The sequence below is a fragment of the Embleya sp. NPDC020886 genome (assembly GCF_044333915.1).
Taxonomy (GTDB): Bacteria; Actinomycetota; Actinomycetes; order Streptomycetales; family Streptomycetaceae; genus Embleya.
Genome location: NZ_JBIRRX010000002.1, coordinates 398,294 through 422,659, shown reverse-complemented (window position 1 = coordinate 422,659; position 24,366 = coordinate 398,294). Strand labels below are relative to the sequence as shown.

The 24,366-nt window shown below is 72.3% G+C and carries 19 protein-coding genes; 11 read left to right on the top strand and 8 right to left on the bottom strand.

Going from position 1 to position 24,366, the window contains the following annotated elements; genetic code table 11:
- Positions 1-53: 53 nt before the first annotated feature.
- The 5 genes from ACH4U8_RS08590 (at position 54) to ACH4U8_RS08570 (ending at position 6,510) form a co-directional block, all read left to right on the top strand.
- Positions 54-1,820, top strand: a complete 1,767-nt coding sequence (locus tag ACH4U8_RS08590) for an ABC transporter substrate-binding protein (RefSeq protein ID WP_360316651.1) — start codon at positions 54-56, stop codon at positions 1,818-1,820.
- A 125-nt stretch (positions 1,821-1,945) separates the two neighbouring features.
- Positions 1,946-2,920 (top strand): ABC transporter permease, encoded by a 975-nt coding sequence (locus tag ACH4U8_RS08585; RefSeq protein ID WP_360316648.1) that lies wholly within the window; start codon positions 1,946-1,948, stop codon positions 2,918-2,920.
- Positions 2,920-3,960 (top strand): ABC transporter ATP-binding protein, encoded by a 1,041-nt coding sequence (locus tag ACH4U8_RS08580; RefSeq protein ID WP_395776299.1) that lies wholly within the window; start codon positions 2,920-2,922, stop codon positions 3,958-3,960. Before ACH4U8_RS08585 ends, ACH4U8_RS08580 begins: the two co-directional genes overlap by 1 nt.
- Positions 3,957-5,021 (top strand): ABC transporter ATP-binding protein, encoded by a 1,065-nt coding sequence (locus tag ACH4U8_RS08575; RefSeq protein ID WP_395776297.1) that lies wholly within the window; start codon positions 3,957-3,959, stop codon positions 5,019-5,021. Before ACH4U8_RS08580 ends, ACH4U8_RS08575 begins: the two co-directional genes overlap by 4 nt.
- A 46-nt stretch (positions 5,022-5,067) precedes the next feature.
- Complete coding sequence (locus ACH4U8_RS08570; RefSeq protein ID WP_395776295.1) at positions 5,068-6,510, top strand: aminopeptidase P family protein; 1,443 nt, start codon at positions 5,068-5,070, stop codon at positions 6,508-6,510.
- A 91-nt stretch (positions 6,511-6,601) separates the two neighbouring features.
- Here ACH4U8_RS08570 and ACH4U8_RS08565 read toward each other — a convergent pair whose 3' ends face one another.
- On the bottom strand, positions 6,602-8,032 hold the full coding sequence (locus ACH4U8_RS08565; protein ID WP_395776293.1) for an APC family permease: 1,431 nt from the start codon (positions 8,030-8,032) through the stop codon (positions 6,602-6,604).
- Positions 8,033-8,132: 100 nt separating this feature from the next.
- Here ACH4U8_RS08565 and ACH4U8_RS08560 point away from each other — a divergent pair, with 100 nt between their 5' ends.
- Entirely contained in the window at positions 8,133-8,846 is a 714-nt protein-coding gene (locus ACH4U8_RS08560) for a TetR/AcrR family transcriptional regulator (RefSeq protein ID WP_395776291.1), read from the top strand.
- Entirely contained in the window at positions 8,843-9,994 is a 1,152-nt protein-coding gene (locus ACH4U8_RS08555) for a P1 family peptidase (protein ID WP_395776289.1), read from the top strand. The genes ACH4U8_RS08560 and ACH4U8_RS08555 overlap by 4 nt, the downstream gene beginning before the upstream one ends.
- A gap of 27 nt (positions 9,995-10,021) precedes the next feature.
- Here the strand turns inward: ACH4U8_RS08555 and ACH4U8_RS08550 are convergent, their stop codons facing one another.
- The 7 genes from ACH4U8_RS08550 to ACH4U8_RS08520 all read right to left on the bottom strand — a co-directional run bounded on the left by ACH4U8_RS08550 (position 10,022) and on the right by ACH4U8_RS08520 (position 17,919).
- Positions 10,022-10,441, bottom strand: a complete 420-nt coding sequence (locus ACH4U8_RS08550; protein ID WP_360316687.1) for an SgcJ/EcaC family oxidoreductase — start codon at positions 10,439-10,441, stop codon at positions 10,022-10,024.
- Between the two features lie 86 nt (positions 10,442-10,527).
- Positions 10,528-10,995: a hypothetical protein gene (locus ACH4U8_RS08545; protein WP_395776287.1), complete on the bottom strand. Its 468-nt coding sequence runs from the start codon at positions 10,993-10,995 to the stop codon at positions 10,528-10,530.
- Between the two features lie 207 nt (positions 10,996-11,202).
- Positions 11,203-12,261 (bottom strand): DUF917 domain-containing protein, encoded by a 1,059-nt coding sequence (locus ACH4U8_RS08540; RefSeq protein ID WP_395776285.1) that lies wholly within the window; start codon positions 12,259-12,261, stop codon positions 11,203-11,205.
- Positions 12,254-13,867 (bottom strand): hydantoinase/oxoprolinase family protein, encoded by a 1,614-nt coding sequence (locus tag ACH4U8_RS08535; protein ID WP_360316620.1) that lies wholly within the window; start codon positions 13,865-13,867, stop codon positions 12,254-12,256. Before ACH4U8_RS08535 ends, ACH4U8_RS08540 begins: the two co-directional genes overlap by 8 nt.
- A 64-nt stretch (positions 13,868-13,931) precedes the next feature.
- Positions 13,932-15,392, bottom strand: a complete 1,461-nt coding sequence (locus ACH4U8_RS08530; protein WP_395776283.1) for a purine-cytosine permease family protein — start codon at positions 15,390-15,392, stop codon at positions 13,932-13,934.
- A 140-nt stretch (positions 15,393-15,532) separates the two neighbouring features.
- Positions 15,533-16,885 (bottom strand): hydantoinase/oxoprolinase N-terminal domain-containing protein, encoded by a 1,353-nt coding sequence (locus ACH4U8_RS08525; protein WP_395776281.1) that lies wholly within the window; start codon positions 16,883-16,885, stop codon positions 15,533-15,535.
- A complete protein-coding gene (locus ACH4U8_RS08520) occupies positions 16,882-17,919 on the bottom strand; it encodes a DUF917 domain-containing protein (RefSeq protein WP_360316614.1) in 1,038 nt (345 codons plus the stop codon). Before ACH4U8_RS08520 ends, ACH4U8_RS08525 begins: the two co-directional genes overlap by 4 nt.
- 91 nt (positions 17,920-18,010) lie before the next feature.
- Between ACH4U8_RS08520 and ACH4U8_RS08515 the strand changes: the two genes are divergently transcribed.
- The 4 genes from ACH4U8_RS08515 (at position 18,011) to ACH4U8_RS08500 (ending at position 24,306) form a co-directional block, all read left to right on the top strand.
- Positions 18,011-19,438, top strand: coding sequence for a helix-turn-helix domain-containing protein (locus ACH4U8_RS08515; protein WP_360316685.1), 1,428 nt, complete (start codon positions 18,011-18,013; stop codon positions 19,436-19,438).
- Positions 19,439-19,626: 188 nt separating this feature from the next.
- Positions 19,627-20,799, top strand: a complete 1,173-nt coding sequence (locus ACH4U8_RS08510) for a cytochrome P450 (RefSeq protein WP_395776279.1) — start codon at positions 19,627-19,629, stop codon at positions 20,797-20,799.
- 320 nt (positions 20,800-21,119) lie between these two features.
- Positions 21,120-22,769 (top strand): M14 family metallopeptidase, encoded by a 1,650-nt coding sequence (locus tag ACH4U8_RS08505; RefSeq protein ID WP_395776277.1) that lies wholly within the window; start codon positions 21,120-21,122, stop codon positions 22,767-22,769.
- A 199-nt stretch (positions 22,770-22,968) separates the two neighbouring features.
- The gene (locus ACH4U8_RS08500; RefSeq protein WP_395776275.1) at positions 22,969-24,306 is read left to right on the top strand and encodes a hypothetical protein; all 1,338 of its coding nucleotides are present in this window, start codon (positions 22,969-22,971) and stop codon (positions 24,304-24,306) included.
- Positions 24,307-24,366: the final 60 nt, after the last annotated feature.

Genomic DNA, 24,366 nt, shown 5'->3' with positions numbered 1-24,366 from the left:
GCCGCCACGCCCCTCGCCACACCGCACTCGCACGGCAACCCTCGGAAGGAACCATGAACGCTCGCCGCAGATGCACCCGCCCCACCCGAGTCGCGCTGGCCGCGCTCGCCCTCACCCTCGGCGCGACCGCCTGTTCCGGCGGTGGCGGCGGCTCCGCCGACAAGGGGCCCACCAAGGGCGCCCCCAAGGCCCAGGTCCGCGCCGTGCAGATCGGCGCCGCCGCCGAGTCGAAGGGTCCGGCCAAGGAACTGCCCGGGGCCAAGCCCGGTGGCACCGCCACCGTCCTGGAGCGCGCCGACTTCAACCACCTGGACCCGGCGCGCGTCTACGTCTCGCACGAGCAGACCGCCGAGCTGCTGATCTCCCGCCAGCTCACCACGTACAAGCAGGAGGGCGACCAGACCACCCTGGTCGGCGACCTGGCCACCGACACCGGGACCAGCCCCGACGGCGGCAAGACCTGGACCTTCACCCTCAAGGAGGGGCTCAAGTACGAGGACGGGTCGCCGATCACCGCGCAGGACGTCAAGTACGGCGTCGAGCGCTCGTTCGCCAAGGAGATCACCGGCGGCCCGACCTGGATCCAGGAGTGGCTGGTCGGCAACACCGACTTCCGGTCGGTGTACGACGGCCCCTACGGCGGCCGTGAACTGGACGCGATCAAGACCCCCGACGCGCGCACCATCACCTTCGTACTGCCCGCGCCGCGCGGCGACTTCCCGTTCGCGGTGGCGATGCACACCAGCAGCCCGGTGCCCCGCGCCAAGGACACCAAACTGGAGTTCGACAAGCACCCGTTCTCCAGCGGTCCGTACAAGATCTCCGCCCGCGAGATCGACAAGTCCATGACGATGGTCCGCAACGAGCACTGGGACCCGAACACCGACGCGGTCCGGCACGCCTACCCAGACCAGTGGAAGTTCGAGTTCGGCGCGTCCAACCAGCAGATCAACGAGCGGCTGATCGCGGCCAACGGCGGTGACCGCACGGCGATGACCTTCCGCGTCGCGGTCGGCCGCGAGGTCGCCCAACAGGTGCTCACCACCCCGGACCTGAAGGCCCGCACCGCGGACGCGGCCACCCCGTACACCGAGTACTTCGAGATCAACAACCGGCGCCAGACCAACCCGAAGATACGTCAGGCGCTGATCGCGGCGTTCCCCAAGGAGCAGGTGCGACAGATCCTGGGCGGCCCGGCGTACGGCGAGTTCGCCACCACGCTGATGGGCCCGACGGTGCTCGGCTTCGAGCCGTTCGACCTGGCCGGCGTGCCGAACACCGGTGACGTGAACAAGGCCAAGCAGTTGCTCGCCGAGTCCGGCACACCCAACCCCACCATCACCTACGCCTACAGCCAGACCCCGCTGTGGGAGCAGGTCTCGGTGACCATCGTGCAGGCCCTCCAGCAGGCCGGCTTCAAGGTGGTCCCGCAGCCGATCAACGACAAGAGCTACTACACCGAGATCGGCCGCGTGGACAACAAGTACGACCTGTACTGGTCCGGTTGGGGCGCCGACTGGCCGAGCGCCGCGACCGTGCTGCCGGCCAAGTTCGACGGCCGCAAGATCATCGACGACGGCACCGTCTACAGCCTCTACAACAACCCGGCGATGAGCACCGAGATGGACCGCATCACCGCGATGTCGGACGTCGTCGCCGCCGGCAGGGAGTGGTCCGCGCTGGAGAAGAAGATCATGGCCGACGCCCCGGTGGTGCCGTTCGTCTACCGGCGCCAACTGACCCTGTACGGCCCCGGTCTGGGCGGCGTCCGGGTCGGCTTCATCGGCTCGACCTATCCGATCGACGTCTGGGTCAAGTAGCCCCGGGCGGGGCGGCCCCGGCTGCGGCCGCCGGCGCGGGCGGGAAGGTCTCCCCTTCCCGCCCGCGGCGCCCGCTCGTGCCGAGCCGCCCGCCACCCCCCGGTCCGACCTCCAGTGAGGGCCCCATGTTCCGATTCCTGGTGCAGCGACTGCTCGGCGCGGCGCTGATCCTGTTCGTCGTCTTCACCGTCACCTTCTTCCTGTTCTTCGCGATGCCGGACGATCCGGCCCGCCTGTCCTGCGGCAAGACCTGCACGCCGGAGACGCTCGCCCTGATCCGACACGATCTGGGGCTGAACGAATCGGTGCCGATGCAGTACTGGCACTACCTCGTCGGCGTCTTCGCCGGCCGCGACTTCGGCGCGTCGCATTGTTCCGCGCCGTGCCTGGGCTATTCGTTCGTCAACCACGAGCCGGTCCTGGACACCCTGCTCGACCGTTTCCCCGCCACCCTGTCGCTGGCCCTGGGCGCCTCGGTGATCTTCCTCGGCGTCGGCATCCTGATCGGCATGCTCGCGGCGCTGCGGCGCGGTACCTGGCTGGACAAGTCCACCATGGCGTTCTCGCTGATCGGCGCCTCGGTGACGATCCAGTTCCTCGGCGTGATCGCCCGCTACGTCCTGGTCGACGAACTGCGGTGGTTGCCCAAACCCGAGTACCTCCCGTTCACCGGTGATCCCGGCGGATGGATGGGCGGGTTGTTGTTGCCGTGGTTGACGCTGGCCTGTGTCCAGGCCGCGGTGTACGCGCGCCTGACCCGGGCATCGATGATCGACGCGCTCGGCGAGGACCACATCCGCACCGTGCGCGCCAAGGGATTGACGTCCCGTCAGGTCTACCTCCGACACGCGTGGCGCGGCGCGATCACCCCGGTGGTGACCGTCTACGGCATCGAACTGGGCGTGCTGCTCGGCGGCGCGGTGGTCACCGAGACCACCTTCAACATCCCCGGCATCGGCAAACTCGCGGTCAACGCGGTCGCCAACTCCGACCTGCCGATGATCACCGGCGTGGTGCTGATCGCGGCCACCGCGATGGTGCTCGCCAACGTCGCGGTGGACGCCGTGTACGCCGTCATCGACCCCCGGGTGCGTGTGTGATGACCCCTCCCCTGCTCGCGGTCCGCGACCTGCGGGTCCGCTTCGCCACCGAGGGCGGCGTGGTCAAGGCCGTCGACGGCGTCTCCTTCGACGTCGAACGCGGTCGTACGCTCGGCATCGTCGGCGAGTCCGGTTCCGGCAAGAGCGTCACCAACCTCACCCTGCTCGGTCTGCACAATCCCGCCCGCACCACCATCGAGGGCAGCGCGATCCTGGACGGCACGGAGCTGGTCGGCGCCCCCGAACGCACCCTGCGGGACCTGCGCGGGCAGCGGGTGTCGATGGTGTTCCAGGACCCGCTGACCGCCCTGTCGCCCTACTTCACCATCGGCGCGCAGATCGTCGAGACCTACCGCCGGCACACCGGCGTCGGCCGGCACGAGGCCAAGGCACGCGCGATCGAGATGTTGGACCGGGTCGGCATCCCGCAACCCGCGCGCCGGGCCGACGAGTATCCGCACCAGTTCTCCGGCGGCATGCGCCAGCGGGCGATGATCGCGATGGCCCTGGTGTGCGATCCCGACCTGCTGATCGCCGACGAGCCCACCACCGCGCTGGACGTCACCGTGCAGGCCCAGATCCTGGACCTGCTCGCGGAGTTGCAGGAGCAGTTGGGCACCGCGATCATCCTGGTCACCCACGACCTCGGGGTGGTCGCGGACGTCGCCGACGACGTGCTCGTGATGTACGCGGGCCGCGCGGTCGAGTTCGGCTCGGTCACCGAGGTCCTGGACGCCCCCCGGCACCCGTACACCCGGGGCCTGCTCGCCTCGGTCCCGCGCCTGTCCGATGCCCTGGACCGGCCGCTGCGACCGGTGCCCGGCAGCCCGCCCAGCCTGGTCGCACCGCCGCCCGGCTGCGCCTTCCACCCGCGCTGCGCGGAACTGATCGAAGGCCCCGAAGCGCCGTGCCGCACGGTGCTCCCGCTGTTGACACGAGCACAGGCGGACTCGGCCGGCAGCGCGCACGCCGCCGCCTGCCACCTGGAGGCGGCGCCGGACACCGCGGCGTCGACGGATCTGCAAGGAGCCACCCCGTGAACGCCAAGTCGCCGGACGCGTCCGAGCCGCCGCTGCTTCGGGTGAGCGGACTGACCAAACACTTCCCCACCGGCCGAAGCCTGCTGCGCCGCCGGGCCGGGGCGGTGCGCGCGGTCGACGGGATCGACCTCACCGTCGGGGCCGGACAGAGCATCGGCCTGGTCGGCGAGTCCGGCTGCGGCAAGTCGACGACCGGGCGGCTGATCACCCGACTGCTCGAACCCAGCGCGGGCACCATCGAGTATCGCGGACGCGACATCACGCACGCCTCGCGTCGCGAACTGGCGCCGATCCGCGCCCAGATCCAGATGATCTTCCAGGATCCGTACTCGTCGCTGAACCCGCGGCAGACCATCGGCACCATCCTGCGGGCCCCGCTGGACGTCAACAACATCGACCCGCCCGGCGGACGCGACCGCCGGATCGGCGAACTGCTGGAGACCGTCGGCCTCAACCCCGAGCACCGCAACCGTTTCCCGCACGAGTTCTCCGGCGGGCAGCGGCAGCGCGTCGGCATCGCCCGGGCGCTCGCCGCCGCTCCCGACCTGATCGTCGCCGACGAGCCGGTGTCCGCGCTGGATGTGTCCATCCAGGCCCAGGTGATCAACCTGCTGGAGGAACTGCGTCGCGACCTGGGCATCGCCTTCGTGTTCATCGCGCACGACCTGGCCGTGGTCCGGCACTTCTGCGACCGGGTGGTGGTGATGTACCTCGGGCGCGTGGTGGAGAGCGCGGATCGCCGGTCGTTGTACGAACGGGCCCATCACCCGTACACGCAGGCGCTGTTGTCCGCCGTGCCGGGCGCGACCGGCCCGGACGGCACCCGGCTGGAGCGCATCCGACTCGGCGGGGACGTACCCAGTCCGATCGATCCGCCCTCGGGCTGCCGCTTCCGCACCCGCTGCCACAAGGCACAGGACGTGTGCGCGGTGGCCGAACCCCCGCTCACCGCGCTCGACGGCCGGCCCGGCCACGAAGTGGCCTGCCACTTCCCCGAGCCGCTCGGGACCCGGCCCGCCGAGCACCCGGCGGCGTCCGCGCAGCCGAGCCGGACGGCCTGAGACCCGGTCCGGCACACCCCCGAACCCAACGAAGGAGAGGGCACCCATGACCCGCCAAGACCCCACCGCGGCACCGCACACCGGCACCCACGACCTGCCGGTGTCCCCCGCGCTCGACGCCTTCATGGCCACCGCCTGGGCGCCCGCCCCGCTGCCCGACCTCGGCGCCGAGCCGGTCGCCCCCTGGGCGGCGAAGCGCCGCGAGCGACTGTCCGCGCGCTACCCCGGCGAGCGGCTGGTCGTCCCCGCCGGCACCCTCAAGGTGCGCAGCAACAGCGTCGACTACCGGTTCCGGCCGCACACCGCGTACGCCTACCTGACCGGCGACCACACGCCCGACGGCGTCCTGGTGCTGGAGCCGGTCGGCGACGAGCACGAGGCCGTGCTCTACCTGCGCCCGCGGTCGCCGCGCGACACCGGCGAGTTCTACCGCGACCGGCGCCACGGCGAGTTCTGGACCGGGCGGCGGCCGACTCTGGACGAGTCCAGGACCCTGCTCGGCGTCGAATGCGCGCACCTGGACACCCTGCCCGCCCGGCTCACCGGCCCCGTCGTGCCCACCCGCCTGCTCGCCGGCGTCGACCCGGAGGTGGACCGACTGGCCGCCCCCGCCGACCCCGGCCGAGGCGCCGAACTCGCCGCGTATCTCTCCGAGATGCGGTTGGTCAAGGACCCGTGGGAGGTCGAGCAGTTGCAACTGGCCGTCGACCACACCACCACCGGCTTCGCCGACGTGGTCCGTGCCCTGCCGCAGGCGCTGCGGCACCCGCGCGGCGAGCGCTGGATCGAGGGCGTGTTCGACATGCGGGCCCGGATCGAGGGCAACGGCACCGGCTACGACACGATCGCCGCGGCCGGCGCGCACGCCTGCGTGCTGCACTGGACCCGCAACGACGGTGCGCTGGACCCGAGGCAACTGCTGTTGCTGGACGCCGGTGTCGAAATGGACAGCCTGTACACCGCCGACATCACCCGCACCCTGCCGCTGTCCGGCCGATTCACCCCCGCCCAGCGCGAGGCGTACGAACTCGTGCTGGCCGCGCAGCAGGCCGGCATCGACGCGCTGCGCCCCGGCGCGCGCTTTCGCGACTTCCACAACGCGGCGGTGCGGGTGATCGCCGAGGGCCTGCACGAGTGGGGCGTGTTGCGGATCACCCCCGAGGAGGCACTGCGCCCGGACAGCGGTTTGTACCGGCGCTACACGCTGTGCAGCAGCGGCCACATGCTCGGCATGGACCTGCACGACTGCGCGAAGGCGCGGGCGGAGACCTACCTGGACGGTGTCCTGGAGGCCGGCCACGTGCTCACCGTCGAGCCGGGGCTCTACCTCCAGCCCGACGACGAGACGTTGCCGGTGGAACTGCGCGGCATCGGCATCCGGGTCGAGGACGACCTGGTGATCACCGAGGACGGCGCCCGCCTCATGTCGTCGGCGCTGCCGCGCGGCGCGGACGCCATCGAGGAGTGGATGGCCACGCTGACCGGCTGAGGCCCGCGCCGCTGCCGAGGCGGCGCACGACGCACGCCCTGCGGATCCCGGTTCGGGGCGGGACCCGCAGGGCGCCGCGTCGGCCGCCCGGCTACTCGGTCGTGTCACGGACCGGGTCGAGCAGGGTCCAGCGGTGTTCGCGCCTGGGGTGCAGGTAGGCGTAGTAGTAGAGATAGCCCGCCGCGACCATCGCCACGGCGATGCCGACCGGGCGCCAGTCGGCGTCGATCGACTCGTACAGGACGTACGTCATCACGCCGATCACGCCCAGCGGGACCCACGGCCAGGCGGGCATCCGGTAGGTCGCGTGCGCGGTGGCCCCGGAGATGCGGCCGTACAGCGCGGAGACCGCGACGAAGATGTACAGCACCACCAGGTTCGCTCCGGTGGCCAGGATCAGTGTGTCCAGCGGGACGAGCCAGGCGACCACGATCGAGGCCGCGCCCATGATCAGGGTGGCCTGGACCGGGGTGCGCAGGCGCGGGTGCACGGCGGCCAGCGGCCGGCCGATCACGTCGGGCCAGGCCCGGTCCCGGGCGGAGGAGTACAGCAGTCGGCCGATCTGCAGCATGATCGCGATCACCGCGTTGACGATGGCGATCGCGATGCCGAGGCTGACGACGGTGTTCACCGTGTCGCCGCCGCGTTCGAGCAGGAAGTAGTTCATCGGGGACGGTGCGGCCACAAGTGCGCTCATGCTCGGCGTGCCCAGGAGCACGGCCACCAGCGGGAGGCATTCCGCGACCACGGTGATGCCGAGCGACCACATCACCACCTTGCCGATCGAGGAGACCTGCCGGGTCTCCTCGGCGAAGTACACGGCGGTGCCGTAGCCGTTGTAGGCGAACAGCGCGGTGGCGGCGAACGACGCGACGAGTCCGGCCGAGGCGCCGACCGGCACGTCGCCCTGGCCGAGTTCGTGCGGCGTCCACAACGTGGATATCGGTTGCTCGACGTGGACCAGGCCGAGCCAGGCCAGGACGGCGATCGCCGCGAGTTCGACCGCGAGGAAGATCCCGGTGACCCAGGCGTTGGTGCGAATCCCCAACACCGAGACGAGCGAGGCCGGCGCGATGACGGCCAAGCCGGCCTCCTTGCCGCCCAGCGAACCCCACACCACGCCCAGGTAGTCGCCGGTGCCCAGGGCGATCACCGCCACGGTCAGGACCCCGGCGAGCAGACCGAGCGCGAACAGCGCGAAGCCGGTGGATCGGCCCAGGGTGCGCGCGGCGAAGGCGTACTCGCCGCCGGTGATCGGGAACGCGCTGGACAACTCGGCGTAGCAGAAGGCCATCAGCATGCCCGCGACGGCCGCGAGGGCGAAGGCCAGGGCCGCGGCGCCGCCGAGTCCGCTGATCACCGACGGCATGATGATGAAGACACTCGATGCGGGTGTGACCGAGGACAGCGTGATGAACATGTTCTCGCGCAGGCCCAGCGAGCGGGACAGGTCCTGGGCATAGGCCGTCGGCTGCGGCGGCGGGGTGCCGGCGGGCGTCTGACTGCCATGGGTATCGGCCATGAGGCTCCCTTGTCAGTTCTTTGACGCCGGAGTCAACGATATGGAAGACTCCCACGTCAATAGCCTTTGATAATTTGGCACAGAGGACAGGAAACGAGGCATGGCGCGACCGAGGAATCAGACGGCGAGACGTGAGCAACTGGTCCACGCGGCCACCGCCGCGGTCGGCCGGCACGGTCTGGCCCAGTTGCGGGTGGCCGACATCGCCGAGGCGGCGGGCGTCGCCCGGGGGTCGGTCAGCTATTACTTCAGCGATCTGGGCGACCTGTTGCGGCAGGTCTACCGGCAGGCGGCGGACCGCTTCTACACGTCCCGCACCGACACCGCCTCCGGGCTGCCCGACGCCCGGGACAAGCTGGTGGCCTGCGCGCGGCGCGGTCTGCCCACCGGGCCGCAGGACGAACTCGCGGTGGTGCTCTACGAGTTCAGCGCGGCTGCCCGGGACGAGAGCGAATACGCCACGCTGGCGCAGAGTTTGTACGACCGACAGGTGGCGATGTACGGCTCGATCCTGGAAATCGGGCAGGCCCAGGGCCACTTCCGGTTCACCGAGCCGATCCGGGACGTGGCCGCGAACCTGGTCACCCTGGAGGACGGCTACGGCCTGCACATCGTGAGCCGCAACTCCTCGCTGCCGCCGGAGCGGGCCCTGGCGCTGATCCTGGCGCACGCCCGACAGGCCACCGGCTGCCCGGAGTTGCGCCCGGACCGGGTGATCCCGGACCCGGACGCGCCCGCCCAGGGCAGCGCCGGCCCCGGCACGACCGGCGACGACGTCGCCACACCCGTCAACCCCCGGAAGGGCATCGCGTGAACACCCCCACCGCATCCCCGCTCGCCGTCACGCCGTCGGGTCGGCCCCGCGCTCGGGCCCTGGGCATCCGTCTCGACGGCACGCCCGGGCCCGCCAACGCGCTCACCGACGTCCCCGGGGTGCAGATCGGCTACACCACCCTGGTCGAGGGGTCGTCGGTCCGCACCGGCGTCACCGCCGTGTTGCCGCGCGGTCGGGCCGGGGTGGGCCTGCCGTGCGCCGCGGGTCGCTACTCGCTCAACGGCAACGGCGAGATGACCGGGGGCAGTTGGCTGGACGAGACGGGCAGCCTGGCCGGCCCGGTGATGATCACCAACACGCACGCGGTGGGGCCCGTGCATCGGGGCGTGGTGGACTGGACGGTGGCCAACCGGCCCGAACTGGCGCGGCAGTGGTTGTTGCCGGTGGTGGCCGAGACCTGGGACGGCTACCTCAACGACATCAACGGCCCGCACGTGCGCGCCGAACACGCCGTCGCCGCGATCGACTCGGCCGCTCCGGGCCCGGTCGAGGAGGGTTGCGTGGGCGGCGGGACCGGCATGAACTGCTATGGCTTCAAGGGCGGTTCGGGGACATCCAGCCGGGTCGTCGAGTACGGATCGGCCCGCTACACGGTGGGCGCCTTCGTCCAGGCCAACTTCGGCGAACGACGCGAACTGGTCGTCGCCGGCGTACCCGTCGGGGAGCGGTTGATCCAGGACAACCCGATGGAGGACAGCGACTGGTTCGCCCCCGGCGGGGCCGGCTCGGTCATCGTGCTCGTCGGCACGGACGCCCCGCTGCTGCCCGGCCAGTGCCAGGCACTCGCCCGCCGGGTCCCGATGGGCCTGGCCCGGACCGGCACGACCGGCAGCCACTTCTCCGGCGACATCTTCCTGGCCTTCTCCACCGCCAACGCCGGGGCCCTGACCAGCGTCTTCCCGCAATCACCGGCCACCGACGAGGACTACGACACGCTGCGGCACATCCCGTGGGGCCGGATCGACCCGTTCTACCGGGCCACCGTCCAGGCCGTCGAGGAAGCCGTCCTCAACGCCCTGGTCACCGCCCACGAGACCGGCGGCCGCGACGGCCACCGAACCCCGGCCATCCCCCACGACCGCCTCCGCGCTCTCCTGGCGGGCAAAACCCTCACCCGCGACGCATGAGGTCGAGGCGCGGGAAGGGCCCGGGGGTCAGGCGGCGTCCGGGTCCGTGCCGCTGAGATCGGGGAAGGAGTGGTGTTCGTGCGTGACGATCCAGCGGCCCGCCTCCTTGCGCAGGCCCAGGGTCAACCGCAGCCGAAGACCGGGCCGGGCGTCGAGTTCCGCGGGCGTACCGCAGCGCAGGAGGGCGTGGGCGAAGGCGACGTCCGCGCCCGCCGTGACGTCGAGTTCCTCGATCTCGAAGGACGCCCCCTGGGCCTGCCATTGGAAGAACGGCGGCCACACCTCCCGGTAGGCGGCCAGGCCACGCACCCCTTCATCGGGCGGCGGCACGTCGAACATCACGATGTCGTCGGCATGATCGGCCACCACGGCGTCGAGGTCCCCGCGGTGCACCGCCCGCGCCCACCGCTCGACCAGAGCACGAACCTGCTCGGCGTCACCGGACATCGACGAACCCCAACCCTTCCTGCGCACGCTTGCGAACATATCGGCTGGAACGGACGATCCGTCGACGCCGCGCAGGCCGCGCTTTCTCACCGAAAGCTGTGCGGAAACCGGTGCCGGGCGTGGTCGTGGAGCGTGCGCAGCCAGGGCTCGCGGACGGCGGGGAGGCGGGCGAGGGTACCGAAGAAGATCCGCGCATCGGGCCGAAACGGCGCCGCCGGGTGCAGCGGTGGCGGGTCGTCGCGCAGGACGCCGTCGGGGAGCCCGCCGGTCGCGGGAACAAGCAACCGGTCGCGGGGGAACGCCAGATGCAGCCATACCTCGGCCGACAACGGCACGACGGCCGCGGTACCGGAGGGCGGCTGCCACGCCTTGCCCGTCTGCGGGTGGGTCGGCACCAGGACGATGTCCGCGGCGGGGCCGGGGTCCGGCAGGCCCGGTCCGGCCAAGGCCAACTTCCTCGCCGGCAGTCCGGCCGTCCCCGGTGTCCCCGACGGGAGCAGCATCTCCCACGTGCGGGCGAACGTGTCCGCGACGAGGCCGTCGGGGAACTCCACGGACCACCCCGCCGAAGCCGGGTGCGCCAACGCAGCCCCACCCACCGCCTCCCGCTGTGGTGCCGCAGGTGTCTCCCGCGCGACGGCGATCGCGCCAGGTGCCCGGAAGGATACGGCGTAGATCGGGGCGAACACGCCCCGGTGGTCCGCAACGGCCCCGGTGGATCCCGGAGTTCGGGTCCGCCGGGGCCACCGCGTCCCGGGGGTTCAGTCGGTCAGGGGGTGGTGGTCCAGGTCGTAGCCGAAGTAGCGGGGGCCGGTGAGGGTCAGGCCGGCCGGGGTCAGCCAGCGGGGGTCGCAGGGGGCGGCGAGCACGGTGACGCGTAGGCCGTAGCGCAGGGATTCGGTGGTGACCGGCTCGCCGGTCTCGGTGTCCAGGACGCAGATCAGGTCCGGGGTCGTGGCGACCACCCGGCCGTCGCGGCGGGCGAGCAGGTGTTCGTTCTGGAAGTCGAGTTCGAGGATCGCGCCCTCGCCCTCCAGGCGGGCCCGGCCGCGGGCGAAGCCGCCCTCGGTGCGGCGTTCGACGTCGACCACCTTGCCCGCCGAAAGGTGTACGCCGCCCAGCAGTTCGCGGGCCGCCGCGACCGGGTCGCGGTGTTCGGCGCGGGCCGTGCGGGCCACGCGGCCCAGGTTCTCGGCCAGGGTCAGGGTGGCCGGGACCAGGCCGTCGCGGAGTTGGTCGCCGCGCAGCACCGTGTCCGCGCACGAGATCTGGCAACCACGCTCGACGCACACCGCGCGGGCGATCCGCTCCGCCTCGACGTTGTCCACCGCCTGGACGACGATCGTATTGCCCTTGTCGTCGGCCAGTGCCATCGGCGAGTTGCGCACCCCGATCAGACCGGGCAGCACCATCTGCGCTTCGGGGAAGGCCCGGCCCATCGCGTCGCCGTCCACGATCGGCAACCCGGTGCACGCCGCCGCGGCCAGCGGGATCATCGAGTTCACGCCGCCGATCTCGATCGGCACCAGGTGGGTGGCCCGGCGGCCGAGCACCGCCTCCAGCGCGCGCAGCGCGTTGATCTCCTCCCGCCCGGAGGGGAGTTTCTCCAGCAACACCGTGGGCGCGCCCATGGACGAGATCGGTACCACCGTCGCGTCGGCCGGCACCTCGTCGATGTCGACCACGGTGACCGGGCCGTGTCGCCGGATCGCCTCGCGGGCCAGCAGCATGCCGACGTACGGGTCGCCGCCGCCGCCGGTGCCCAGGATGCCCGCGCCACGCGCGATGTCCGCCAGCTCTTCGATGCCGATCTCACGCATGGGTGGGGATTCCGTTCTTCGCGTCGTACACGGGGGTCGGCGAGCCGAGTCGGTCCAGGTCGAGATCGCCGACGGCCTTGATCCGGATGCGGGTGGCGCCGCCCGGCAGGTAGGCCAGTGGCACCTCCTCGATGTCGACGATGCGGACCGTGCCCACCCGGGCGCCGGCTTCCTCGGCGCGCCGGATCGCCTCGGCACGGGCCGTGTCGAGCACCTGGTCGCGCTTGCCCTCGGGGACCTTGAAGACCCGGTCGACCTCGCCGCCGACCTGCGCGATGGCCGCGCCGACCGCGTTGGCCACGTCGAAGTGGGCCGGCCGGCGCACGTCGGGGAAGCCCGGCAGACCGCCCGGGATCAGCACGCTGCCGCCGCCGACGGCGACCACGGGCAGCGGCGCGGCCGAGGTGCGCATGCGGTCCACCGTCTCGGCCAGTCGTTCGGCGATCCGGGCCAGGGCCCGCTCGGCGAAGGCACGGTCCACGCCGGCCACCGCGCCCGGGTCGCCGATCTCGGCCGCGCCGGCGGCCACGGCCAGGTCGGTGGCGGTCAACGTGTCGCCGCCGAAGACCAGGGCCTGTTCGGTGAGCCGGTAGCCCACGCTGCGCGGCCCGACCTCGCCGTCCGCCGCGACCAGCGAGCCGCCGCCGATGCCGAGGGAGAGCACGTCCGGGATGCGGAAGTTGGTGCGTACGCCGGCCGCCTCCGACTCGCCCGCGGCCTCGCGCGGGAAACCGCCGATCAGGATGCCCACGTCGGCCGTGGTCCCGCCCACGTCCACCACCGCGCAGTCGGTGAGCCCGGACAGGAAGGCCGCGCCGCGCATCGAGTTGGTCGGCCCGGACGCGAACGTGGCGACCGGATAGCGGCGCGCGTGGGCGACGTCCATCAGCGTGCCGTCGTTTTGCGATATGAAGAACGGCGCGCCGATCCCGGCACCGGCCAGCGCCGCGCCGAACGCGTCCACGATGTGCTCGGCCAGGTCCCGCAGCGACGCGTTGACGATGGTGGCGTTCTCGCGCGCCAACAGGCCGACCCGGCCGATCTCGTGCGAGAGCGACACGTGCACGTCGCCCAGTTCGGCGGTCAGGATCTGCGCCGCGCGCACCTCGTCCTCGGCGGCGGCCGGCGAGAACACCGAGCTGATCGCGATCGAACGCAGGCCCCGGGCCGAGATGTCGGCCGCGACCCGGCGCAGTTCCGCGGGATCCAGCGGCGAGATCATCCGACCGTCGAACTCGCGCCCGCCGTGACACAGGTAGGTGCCGCCGCCGACCACCGCGCGCAGCCGCTCGGGCCAGTCGACCATCGGCGGCAGCGCCTCGGTCGCGGGCAGGCCCAGGCGCACCGCCGCGACCCGGGCGAGCCGTTCGCCCTCGATCAGCGCGTTCAGGAAGTGGGTGGTGCCGATCATCACCGCGTCCACGGCGGCCGGGTCGGTGGGCCGGCCGTCGGCGCCGGGTGCCGCGAGCAGCGCGGCGACGGCCGCGGCGACTCCCGACGTGACGTCGGCGGTGGTGGGTGACTTGGTGCCGGCGAGGACACGATTGTCGTCGCCGAGCAGGGCGGCGTCGGTGTTGGTGCCCCCGACGTCGATTCCGATGCGCATGTGGTGGTTCCTCTTGCCGAATGCCGAACGGCGAAGGCCGAAGCGGCAGGGTGGGGTGGGGTGTTCAGGCCGAGCTGCCGGCGGCCTTCGCGGCCTCGGCGATCTCGCGGGCCGCCGCCGGGTGGGCCGGCTGTTCGACCGGCAGTTCGCGGTGCCCGTGTACCAGGTTCAGTCGACCGGCCAGGATGTATCCGAGTCCGGCCAGGAGCAGCGAGTTGAGCGCCGGCACACCGGCCCACTGGTAGTGGTCGCACAACCAGCCGAACACCGAGGCCGCGCTCCACAACACGATCGTGGCGGGCACCCACGAGGGTTCGGTTTCCGGGAGTCGGCCGATCGCGCGGGACGCGTCCAGTTGCGGGCGCCAGCGCTTGGTCACGAAGTACTCGGCGACCATGATTCCGGCGATCGGTGGGGTCACCACGCCGAGCACGGTGAGGAAGTCGGTGAACCGGTCCAGGATGCCGGCGGCGGCGGCCAGGCTGCCGAGCACGCCGATCACGATCGTCACGGCGGTGCGGTTCAGGCGTACGCCGACGGTCGACTCGACGGCGCCGATCAGGCCGAGCGCGGCCGAGTACAGGTTCCAGTTGTTGATCTTCACGGTGGCCGACACCAGGATCAGCACGCCCGCCACGCCGGAGGAGGCGGTGATGATGGCGATCACGTCGGACGACTTGACCGCGTAGGCCAACAACACACCGGCCAGCCCCAGCACGTACTCGCCCAGCGAGATGCCGACCAGGGTCTGCTTGACCACGTCCCCCGTGGAGCGGTTGAACCGGGTCATGTCGGGCGTGGTGACCGCGCCGACGATGTACGAACCGGCCACGATCGTCGCACCGGTCGCGATCGATATGTGCTCGCCGAAGGGCGGCGAGGCGACCAGGTCGCCCATGCTGTGCCGGGAGATCTCCACGGTCATCGCCCAGCCGGCCAGGCCCAGGAACGCGGGCACGGTGACGAAGGCGGTCCAGCCCATCGCCCGAAACCCGCGCAGTACCAGGGCGGTGACGCCCAGGCCGGTGATCAGACACCAGCCCCACAGCGGCACGCTCGGCGTCAACGAGTGCAGGCCGGCGGCGAACACCGCGGTCTGCACGCCGAACCAGCCGAACAGGCTGACCGCGATCACCAGGCCGATCAGGGTGGATCCGTAGCGGCCGAACCCGGTCCAGCGGGCCAACACCGAGGTGGTCAGCCCCTCGCGCATCCCGGCGATGCCGACGAAGATGCACACCACCTCCAGGATCACCGAGCCGAGCGTGAACGCCCAGAACGCGCCCCAGAAGCTCAGTCCGGCGCCCAGGGTCGCGCCGAGCAGGAACTGGGTCAGGTCGGAGAGTTGGCCGAAGCGCTGGATGGCGACGTTGAACCACGAGTAGCGCGCGGACCGCGGCACCCGTTCCAGCGGGTAGTCCTCGTCGACACCCGACGCCCCGGGGACGGAGGACGTGCGTGCCGCCGGGTCCGCGGCCGACTCGGGGGCCGGTGCGCCGGCGGGCGTTCTGCTGTCTGTGGTCATGCGCTTTCCTCGGATTCCTGGGGCCGGCTCGAATTCCGGGACGGAAGGGGACGTCGGGCAGGGCGAAGCACGGTGCGGTCGGGAGGGAGCCGCGGTTCACCGACAGGGGTGGTGCGCCGCGGATACGTTTCGGGGAGCGGTCACAGGGGCGAGGGTGGGCCCACCGCTCGGGCGCGCAGGCTGAACGTGGGACCGGGCAGGTACGGGACGGGCACCCGCTCGACCGGGAGGACCACGACCCGACGCGGATCGGCCCCGGCGCGCACCGCGCTGCGTCGGGCGCCCTCGCGTACCTCCTCCACCGCGTCCGCCTCGGCCGCCTCGCCGGCCCGCACCAGTTGCTCGTGCGCGCCGCCGACCGGGCTGAGGGCGGCACCGAACGCCCCGGCCACCAGGCCGTGTTCGGGCAGCAGCACGTGGGCAGCCGGCGCCGATGTCGCGGCGAGCGCGGCCGAACCGCCGCCGACCACGACCAGCGGCAGCCGGTCCGCGCCGGGCTGCATCCGGTCCACCGCCTCCTCGAACGCGTCCGGGTCGTCGGCCGGGACCCGGATCAGGTCGGGCATCGGGAAGCTCACCGGCACGCCGCCGATGACCAGTCCGGGCCGGCACTCCTGCGGGAAGCCGCCCGCCAGCAGACCCACCCTGATCCGCCGGGCGCCCACGTCGGCCACCACCGCGTCGCTCAGGCCGGTCAGCAGTCCGGCGCCGCGCAGCGTGCCGGCCGGGCCGCTGCCCAGGGCCAGGCCCGGATGCAGCCGCAGGTACTCCAGCGAGGTCAGCGTGCCGTCGCCGCGGGCGACCAGGATCGTCGCACCCGACAGACCCAGTGCGCCGAGCGCGGCGGTCAACGCGTCGGCCAGGGCCCGGGTGTGTCGCGACAGCGCCGCGTCCAGGACGGTGCTGTTCTCCCGTTCGATCAGGCCCAGCCCGCCCGAACCCGCGGACAGGCCCACGAACACGTCGGTGCCCGCCTCGCGGCGGATGATCTCGGCGGCCCGGTGCTCCTGCGTGTCGTCGATCGGTGAGAACACCCCGGTGACGGCGAACGCGTCGCACCGACCGGCCAGGCCGGCCGCGAAGCGGGCCACCGCGTCCCGGTCGAGCGCGGTGGCATCGGCGGGGGTCAGGCCGGCGCCGCCCTCGACCATCGCGCTGCCGGCGTGCACGGCCAGGCGCAGGTCGGCGGGCCAGTGGGCGAGCGGCGGCACCGCGTCCGAGACCGGCCCGCCGATCCGCAACACGCCGACCCGGGTCAGGCCCTCGCGCCGGGTGACCGCGTGCGCGGCGCCGCGCAGCCCGATCGCCACGTGGGCCACCCGCGGGGTGCGCGGTGCGTCGCGCAACAGGGCGGCGACGGCGGTGCGCACGCTGTCCACGGGATGCTCGGCCGAGGGCACCTTTACCGTGGCCGCCGGCAGCTCGCCCACCAGCAGGGCGCCGTCGGTGTTGGTGGGGCCCACGTCCACCCCGATCGTGCGCGCGTCGGTCATCGGCCGACCTCCGCCCGGTCGGGCAGGTCCAGTCCGAAGGCCGCCGGGCCGCCGAGTCGAAGGCCCGCCTCGGTGTGCCAGACCGGCGCGCAGTCCAGCGCGAGGAGCGTCACCCGAAGCCCGTAGCGCAGCACCTCGACCGGCAGGGCCTCGCCGGTCCTGGTCTCCACCAGCGCGATGATGTCCGGCGTCAGCACGACGGGCCGGCCGTGCTCCAGGACGGCCAGATACTCCGACTGCGCCTCCACCCGCAACAGCCGACCGGCGTCTCGGCCCAGGCCCTCGACCAGGATCGCGGTGGTCGGATCGGCGACTCGTTCGATCGCGGCGATCTTGCCGGTGACCACCCGGCGGGCCACCGGCGAGGGGTCCTCGGGCACACCGGCGGCCAGCGCCGAACCCACGGCCAGGGCCCGGCGGACCGACCCGGGCACCGCGTGCCGGGCGACCTGGTCGGCCGTCACCGGGTAGTCCGAGCACGCGGCCTGCCCGCCGAAGGCGTCCAGCGCGGCCCGGACCACCCGCTCCAGCCAGGGCCCGTCGGCGTGGTCGACCACCACGGTGCGACCCCGTTCGTCGGCAAGGACGGCGGGAGTGGCCCGGATGCCGGCGAGTTCGAGCACGTTCTGATCCATCCGGGGGAAGGCCCGGCCCATGCTGTCCGCGTCCAACAGCGGCAGCCCCAGGCGGGCCGCCCAGGTGACCGCGACGCAGCCGTTGGATCCGCCGATCTCGCTGGACAACAGGGCGACCGGCGGTCGGCCCCGGACCTGCTCGACCCGATCCCGCATCCGGCGCGCCTCGGCGACGCCGCCCACCCGCTCGCCCATCACCGGGGAGGAACCGACGGTGCCGACCGTCATCACGGTCGCGTCCGCGGGCAGGTCCCCGGGGTGCAGGACCCGCACCGGCCCGTGTTCGAGGATCGCCTGTCGGGCGCCCGCGAGGGTGACCGACGTGGCGCCGCCGCCGCCCGAACCCAGGACGGCGCAGCCCCGCGCGAAGTCCGGAAGCAGTCCGGTGTCGAGTTCCATGGGTCAAAGGTACGAACACGCGGCGTATCGGACGTGTGCCACGCGCACCCGATCGAGTCCAACATGTGCGGCCGGCACACTTGGCGGCGTGATGGTACTCGCCGAGTTGCTCGGCGGTCCGGGCCTCGACGATCTCGTCGTGGTGGCCGGGCCGACCGACGCCGTGCCGTTGACCGGCGTACGACTGGAGACGCGCGCGGATCGGCTGGCCCACGCGCCGGCCGGGTGTCTGGTGGTGTTGGCCACCCCGCTGAGCGGCTACCGGCTCGACGTGGCGGTGCGCGATCTCGCGGCGGCCGGCGCGGCGGGCCTGGTGCTGACCGCGATCCCGCCGGATGCGCCCGTCCCGGCCACCGTGCTCGAACTGGCCGATCGGGGCCGGGTGGCGATCCTGCACACCGACGGCGACCTGGCCGCGCTGATCCTGGCCGTCGACCGCACGGTCCGCGGCGGCGCCGCCGACGCCCTGGCCCGGGTGGAGGCCGCCGCCCGCGAGGTGCCGCCCGTCGCGGGCGACCCGGAGCGGGTGGCGCTGGCCGCGTCCCGGGCGCTGGGCGTCCCGGTCGAGTTGCGCGCGCCGGAGCCTGGCGAGGCGGGCGCGTCCGCGCGCGGGCCGGACGGCGAGACCTGGCTCAGCGCGCCCGACCGGCCGGGGCCGAGCGGGCGGGCCGTCCGGGCGGTGCTCGCCCTGGGCGCCCTGGCCGCGGCGGCCGGTCCGGCCGACGACGTCCCGGTGCGCTCGCGCGGCCAGTTGTTGGCCGAACTGCTGGCCGTGCCCGAGGCGCAGGCGCTGCGTCTGGGCAGCCGCGGCCGGGCCCTGGGGCTCCCGGTCGACAACTGGCATCTGGTCCTGCGGGTGGAGCCGGTCGCGCTGACCGGCACCGACCGCTACCGCCTGCTGGAGAGCGCCGGACCGCTCGCGCTGCGCCTGCTGCGCTCGGCCGGTGTGGTCGCCTGGAACGCCGCGCGCGTCGACGAGGCACTGATCCTGACCCGCTCGCAACCCACCGACCCGGGTCGCGACGGCATGCGCGCCACGCTGGCCGACGCCGGTCGGCTCCTGGCCGCGCTGCGCGAGCGCGGCCCCGACGCGGACCTGCGCTGCGGCGTCGGCGCGGCCCATCGCGGTGTGCTGGGTCTGCGCACCTCCGCCCGCGAGGCGCACACCGCCCTGTCCCGCTCGGCCGGCGGGTTCGGTCCGGTCGCCGCACACGACGCGGCGGGCCTGGACCGCATGCTCCTGGACTGGTACTCCTCCGACGCGGCCCGCGAGGCGGTGCGCGAACTCCTGGCCCCGGTACTGGCGTTGGGCCCACAGCGCGCGGTTCCGCTGCTGCGCACCCTGCAGGCGTACCTCGATCACCAGGGCTCCCCGGCCCGGGCGGCCGACGAACTGCACCTGCACCGCAACGCGGTCACCAAGCGCGTCCGCAAGGTGGGCGAGCTGATCGGCGCGGACCTGGAGGACCCCCAACAACGCCTCGCGGTACAACTGGCCTGCCGAGCGCACCTGATGTGACCACCGGCCGGTCACGCGCCCGGGAGGTCGGCGGGCTCGGGCAAGTCGCTTGCCCCGCCCGGTGGTTGGCCTGCTTCGATGCCTTGCACGGGCCTCGTGGTCACCGGATACTGACGAGAGGTTGCAGTCCGTGTTCCGTGGGGGCACGTGCTCCCATGCCCGACCGGCGTCGGAGGGGAGAGCACTCGATGGCCAGGGGCGATCTGCGTCGGTTCCACCGCGATCCGTTGGGATTTCTGGAAGACCTGTCCCGCCGTCGATCCACCGACGTCTTCCCCCTCCCGTGGGGCGGTTGGTGCGCGGGCGACACGGATGCGGCGCTGACGGTGTTGCGCGCCCCGGAGTTCAACGCGGGCCTGTCCACCTTCTACGGCAGCCTGCTGCCCTCGCGAGCGGCACAGATCGAGGTCGGTCACGGCGTGCGGAACCTCATCCGGGCACGATTACCCGAGTATCGGGACAACCTCGCCGAAGCGGTGCCCCGACTGCCCGCCGCCGGGCGTTGGCCGGAAACCGGCACCGCGCTGGTGTACGAGTGCACGGCCGACCTGCTGCTGCATCCGGCCGCGGCGCCGGAGCTGCGACGTCTGCTGGCCCGATCCGTGCGCGCCGGCCTGCTGATCCGCTCGCCGCTGATCCGGGAGCGGGCCCGAGCGGAGATCCTGCGCGTCCGGCTCCTGGCCGCGCTGATCCGGCACATCGGGCAGCGCCGCAACGAAGGCGTCGACCCGAGCGGGCCGTACGACCTGCTCGACGCCATCCTCGACGCGTGCCCGCCGGAGACGACCGACGACGCCGTGGCCGAACTGTACGTGCTGCTCTTCCGGTCGATCGTGGGAAACGTCGGCTACGCCGTGGCCTGGACCGTACTGCTGGCCGGTCTGCACCACGCGCCGAGTACACCGGGGGCGCCGTGGCCGTGGCCCACCGACTGGATCGTGCGCGAGGCCGCCCGCCATCGTCCGTTCGTCTGGATGGTCGGCCGCCCCGTTCCGCACCCGATGCAATTCGGCGGGGTGGCACTGCGTCCCGGCGAGATCGTGTCGGTCAGTCCCTACCTCCTGCACCACGACGAACGGCACTGGCGCCGGCCCGATGCCTTCGATCCCGAACGCTGGGCGGATCCGGGCGCACGCGGCCCGTATCTGCCCTTCAGCGCCGGCCCGTTCATCTGCGCCGGCGCGGCCGTCGCGCAGACCATGGCCACCGACGCGGTAGCCGCCCTCGCCGCCGACACCCGGCTGACCGTCCTGGGCGGGCACACCCGTCCGATGGTGACCAACGCCGTCGCCCCGCGGCCGTTCACCCTGAGCCGTACCACCGAGCTCCTCACCCGATCGCACGCACCCGAAAGGAGGTGAACAACATGATGGCCGTCATCCGGCGCATTCTCTCGAACGCCCCGCCCGTGATCTGGAACCCGAAGGATTCCTGGGCGTGATCCGGCCCCGACCCGAACGCCCGCACGGCCGAAGGAGACACGCCGTGCGGGCCGTTCGCCGCTCCGCGCCGGCCGGCACCGCGACGGGCCTGCTCCCCGGCCCGGCGGGACGACGAGGACCCCCCTTCACTCCCCGGAGTTCAATGATTACTCTGGGGTAGCACTTCCCTCGGTTCCCGCCATCGATCACGCAATCCCTCCGGCAGCGGAGTAGTCCGCTGCCGCCACGAGGAGGTACCCGTGAAACGTAAACGCCTGTCCGTCCTGACCGCCGCCTTCACCGTCGCCCTCGCGATGGTCGCGGTCAACCCCGACTCCGCCGTCGGGGAGAAGGCACCGTCCTCCGCGGATGCCACCACGTCGGCCCAATACAGCGTCGTCGGCGTGCGAACGACCCAACAGCGCACCGCCATCGCCGCGACCGGCGCGGCCGTCGACGGTGTCGAGGACGGCCGCCTGTTGATCACCGCGACGCCGGAGGAGGTCCGGCGGATCAGAGCGCTGGGCTTCACCGTGAACGCGGAGGCCCCGCCCACACCGGGGGGCCTGATCAACCGGGACTTCCCGCCGTCGGACTCCGGCTACCACAACTACGCGGAGATGGTCACCGAGATCGACAAGGCCGTCGCCAACCACCCGACGCTGATCAGCAAGCAGGTGATCGGGCGCTCGTACGAGGGCCGGGACCTGTACGTGCTGAAGATCTCGGACAACGTCGCGGTCGACGAGGACGAACCGGAGGTGTTGTTCAGCCACCACCAACACGCCCGCGAGCACCTCACCGTCGAAATGGCTCTCTACCTGGTCAAGTTGCTCGGCGACGGCTACACCACCGATCCCAGGATCAAGGCTTTGGTGGACAGTCGCGAGATCTGGATCATGCCCGATGTCAACCCGGACGGCGGCGAGTTCGACATCGCCACCGGTTCGTATCGAAGCTGGCGCAAGAACCGACAGCCCAACTCCGGTTCGAGCAACGTCGGTACCGACCTGAACCGCAACTGGGACTACAAGTGGGGCTGCTGCGGCGGCTCCTCGGGCAGCACCGGCAGCGAGACGTATCGCGGCCCCAGTGCCGGCTCCGCGCCCGAGGTCAAGGCCGTGACCGACTGGGTGCGCGGCCGGATCGTCGGCGGCAAGCAGCAGTTGACCGCGGCGATCGACTTCCACACCTACAGCGAACTGGTGTTGTGGCCGTTCGGTTGGACGTACAACGACGTCGTGCCCGGCATGACCGCGGACGAGTACAACACGTTCTCCACCATCGGCCGGGCCATGGCGGCGACCAACGGCTATACCCCCGAGCAGTCGTCCGACCTCTACATCACGGACGGCTCGATCGACGACTGGTTGTGGGGCGACCAGCGGATCTACGCCTACACGTTCGAGATGTATCCCGCGTCGGGCAACGGTGGCTTCTATCCGCCCGACGAGGTCATCGATCGGGAAACGTCGCGGAACAAGGCCGCCGTGCTGCACCTGCTCGACTACGCGGACTGTCCCCCGCGTGCGATCGGCAAGACCTGCGGCGGGGATCCGGGCGGCAAGACATTCGAGAACACCAACGATGTCGCCATCCCCGACAACGGCCCGGCCGTCTTCAGCGACATCGCCGTCACCGGCGTACCCGGCAACGCGCCGGCCGCCCTCAAGGTCGGCGTCGACATCAAGCACACCTGGCGCGGCGACGTGACCGTCGACCTCGTGGCCCCGGACAACTCCGTCTACCGACTCAAGAACGCGAGCGGCAACGACTCCGCCGACAACGTCATCACCACCTACACCGTCGACGTCTCCGGCGAAGTCGCCAACGGCACCTGGCGATTGAAGGTGCAGGACGTCGCCGCCGCCGACACCGGGAAGATCGACTCCTGGAAGGTCACCTTCTGAGCGAAGGCCGCGAAGGCCGCGACGGGTACCCGGTTCCCCGGCTCCCGGTCGCGGCACCCGGGCCCGACCCGAGTCCATATCGGGTCGGGCCCGGGCGACGCCGGGTGGGCGTCGAGGCCGTGCCCCGTTTGCCGCGGTCCTCCAAGAGGTGAACCATGGAATGAGGATCGCCGCAACCGCACGGACCGGGAGCCGGACGATGTCTGGTCCTTTTCAGCAGTTTCCGCTCGACGGGGGCGCCACCGCGGATTTGTATCTGCTCCGCTACGACCAGGACGGCGGGCTGCGCAGCCCGCTCGCCGAGCAGGAGATCAAGGACCGGCTCGGCGGAGTCGGTGACGTCTTCCTGTTCTCGCACGGCTGGAACAACATCTTCGCGCAGGCCCTCGATCGGTATCGCAACTTCATCGGCGGGTTCATCGCTCAGCGGCAACAGTTCGCCGTTCCGGTGCCGGCGGACTACAAACCCCTGCTGATCGGCGTCGTCTGGCCCTCGACGAGTTTCGTCATGCCGTGGGAGGCGGGTCCGAAGATCGCCGCCGATCCGGATCCGGACGGGTCACAGGCCCGCCAGGTGGAGGAGATGCTCGGCCTGGTCACCGCGTCGCTGGGGGCAGAGGCGGACGCGGAGTTCGTCGAATTGGTGGACGGCCGCTCGGTGATCGACGCCGACGCGGCGCTGCGTGCGGCGCGGATCGTGCTCGGCGCGCTGCGGACCGGGCCCGACCCGGACGACCATTCGGCGCCGCCCGGCGCCGAGGAATTCCTCACCCTCTGGGCGGCCTTGGACGCCGGCGGGGGCGCGGTCGCACCCGCCGATCCGGACGACTTCGGGGTCGCGGGCGGCCCGTCGCCGGGTCTGGCCGTCGCGGGCGGCGGCGGGTTCGATCCGCGCGACCTGTTGCGCGCGGCCACGGTGTGGAAGATGAAGGCTCGTGCGGGTGAGGTGGGCAGCAAGGGAGTGGGTCCGCTCGTGACGCACATCCTGCGCGAAAGCGGGGTCCGGCTGCATCTGGTCGGCCATTCCTTCGGCGCGAAGGTGGTGTTGTCCGCGCTGGCGTCCGCCGCCCCGAGCCGGCCCGCCCGGTCGATGTTGCTGTTGCAGGCCGCCGTCAACCGCTGGTGCTTCGCGGCGGATGTGGCCGGCACCGGACACCCCGGTGGCTACCACTCCGTGCTCGACCTGCTGGAGCGGCCGTTGCTGACCACGTTCTCCGCGTTCGACGATCCGCTGACCAAGTTCTTCCATCTCGCGATGCGCGGAAGCCAACTGGGCGAACCGGGCATCGCCGCGATCGGCGATCCCGAACTGTACGGTGCGCTGGGCGGGTTCGGCCCCGCCGGGGTGGAGGGCAGCTCCGCCCGTCGACCCGTGGCCGTGCCCGGCAGCGAACGCTACGACCTGGGCGGCGGGTTGCGGGTGATCGCCGTGGACGGCGGCATCGCGATCGACGGCAAGCCGGCCGTCGGCGGACACGGCGACGTGAGCAATCCGGCGACCTGGTGGGCCCTGCAGGCCCTGGTGCGGCCCGACTGAGCCGCGGTCCGCGCACGCTGCCCCCGGTGACGGCGGCCCCGGCGCGCGGCCCGACGGCAC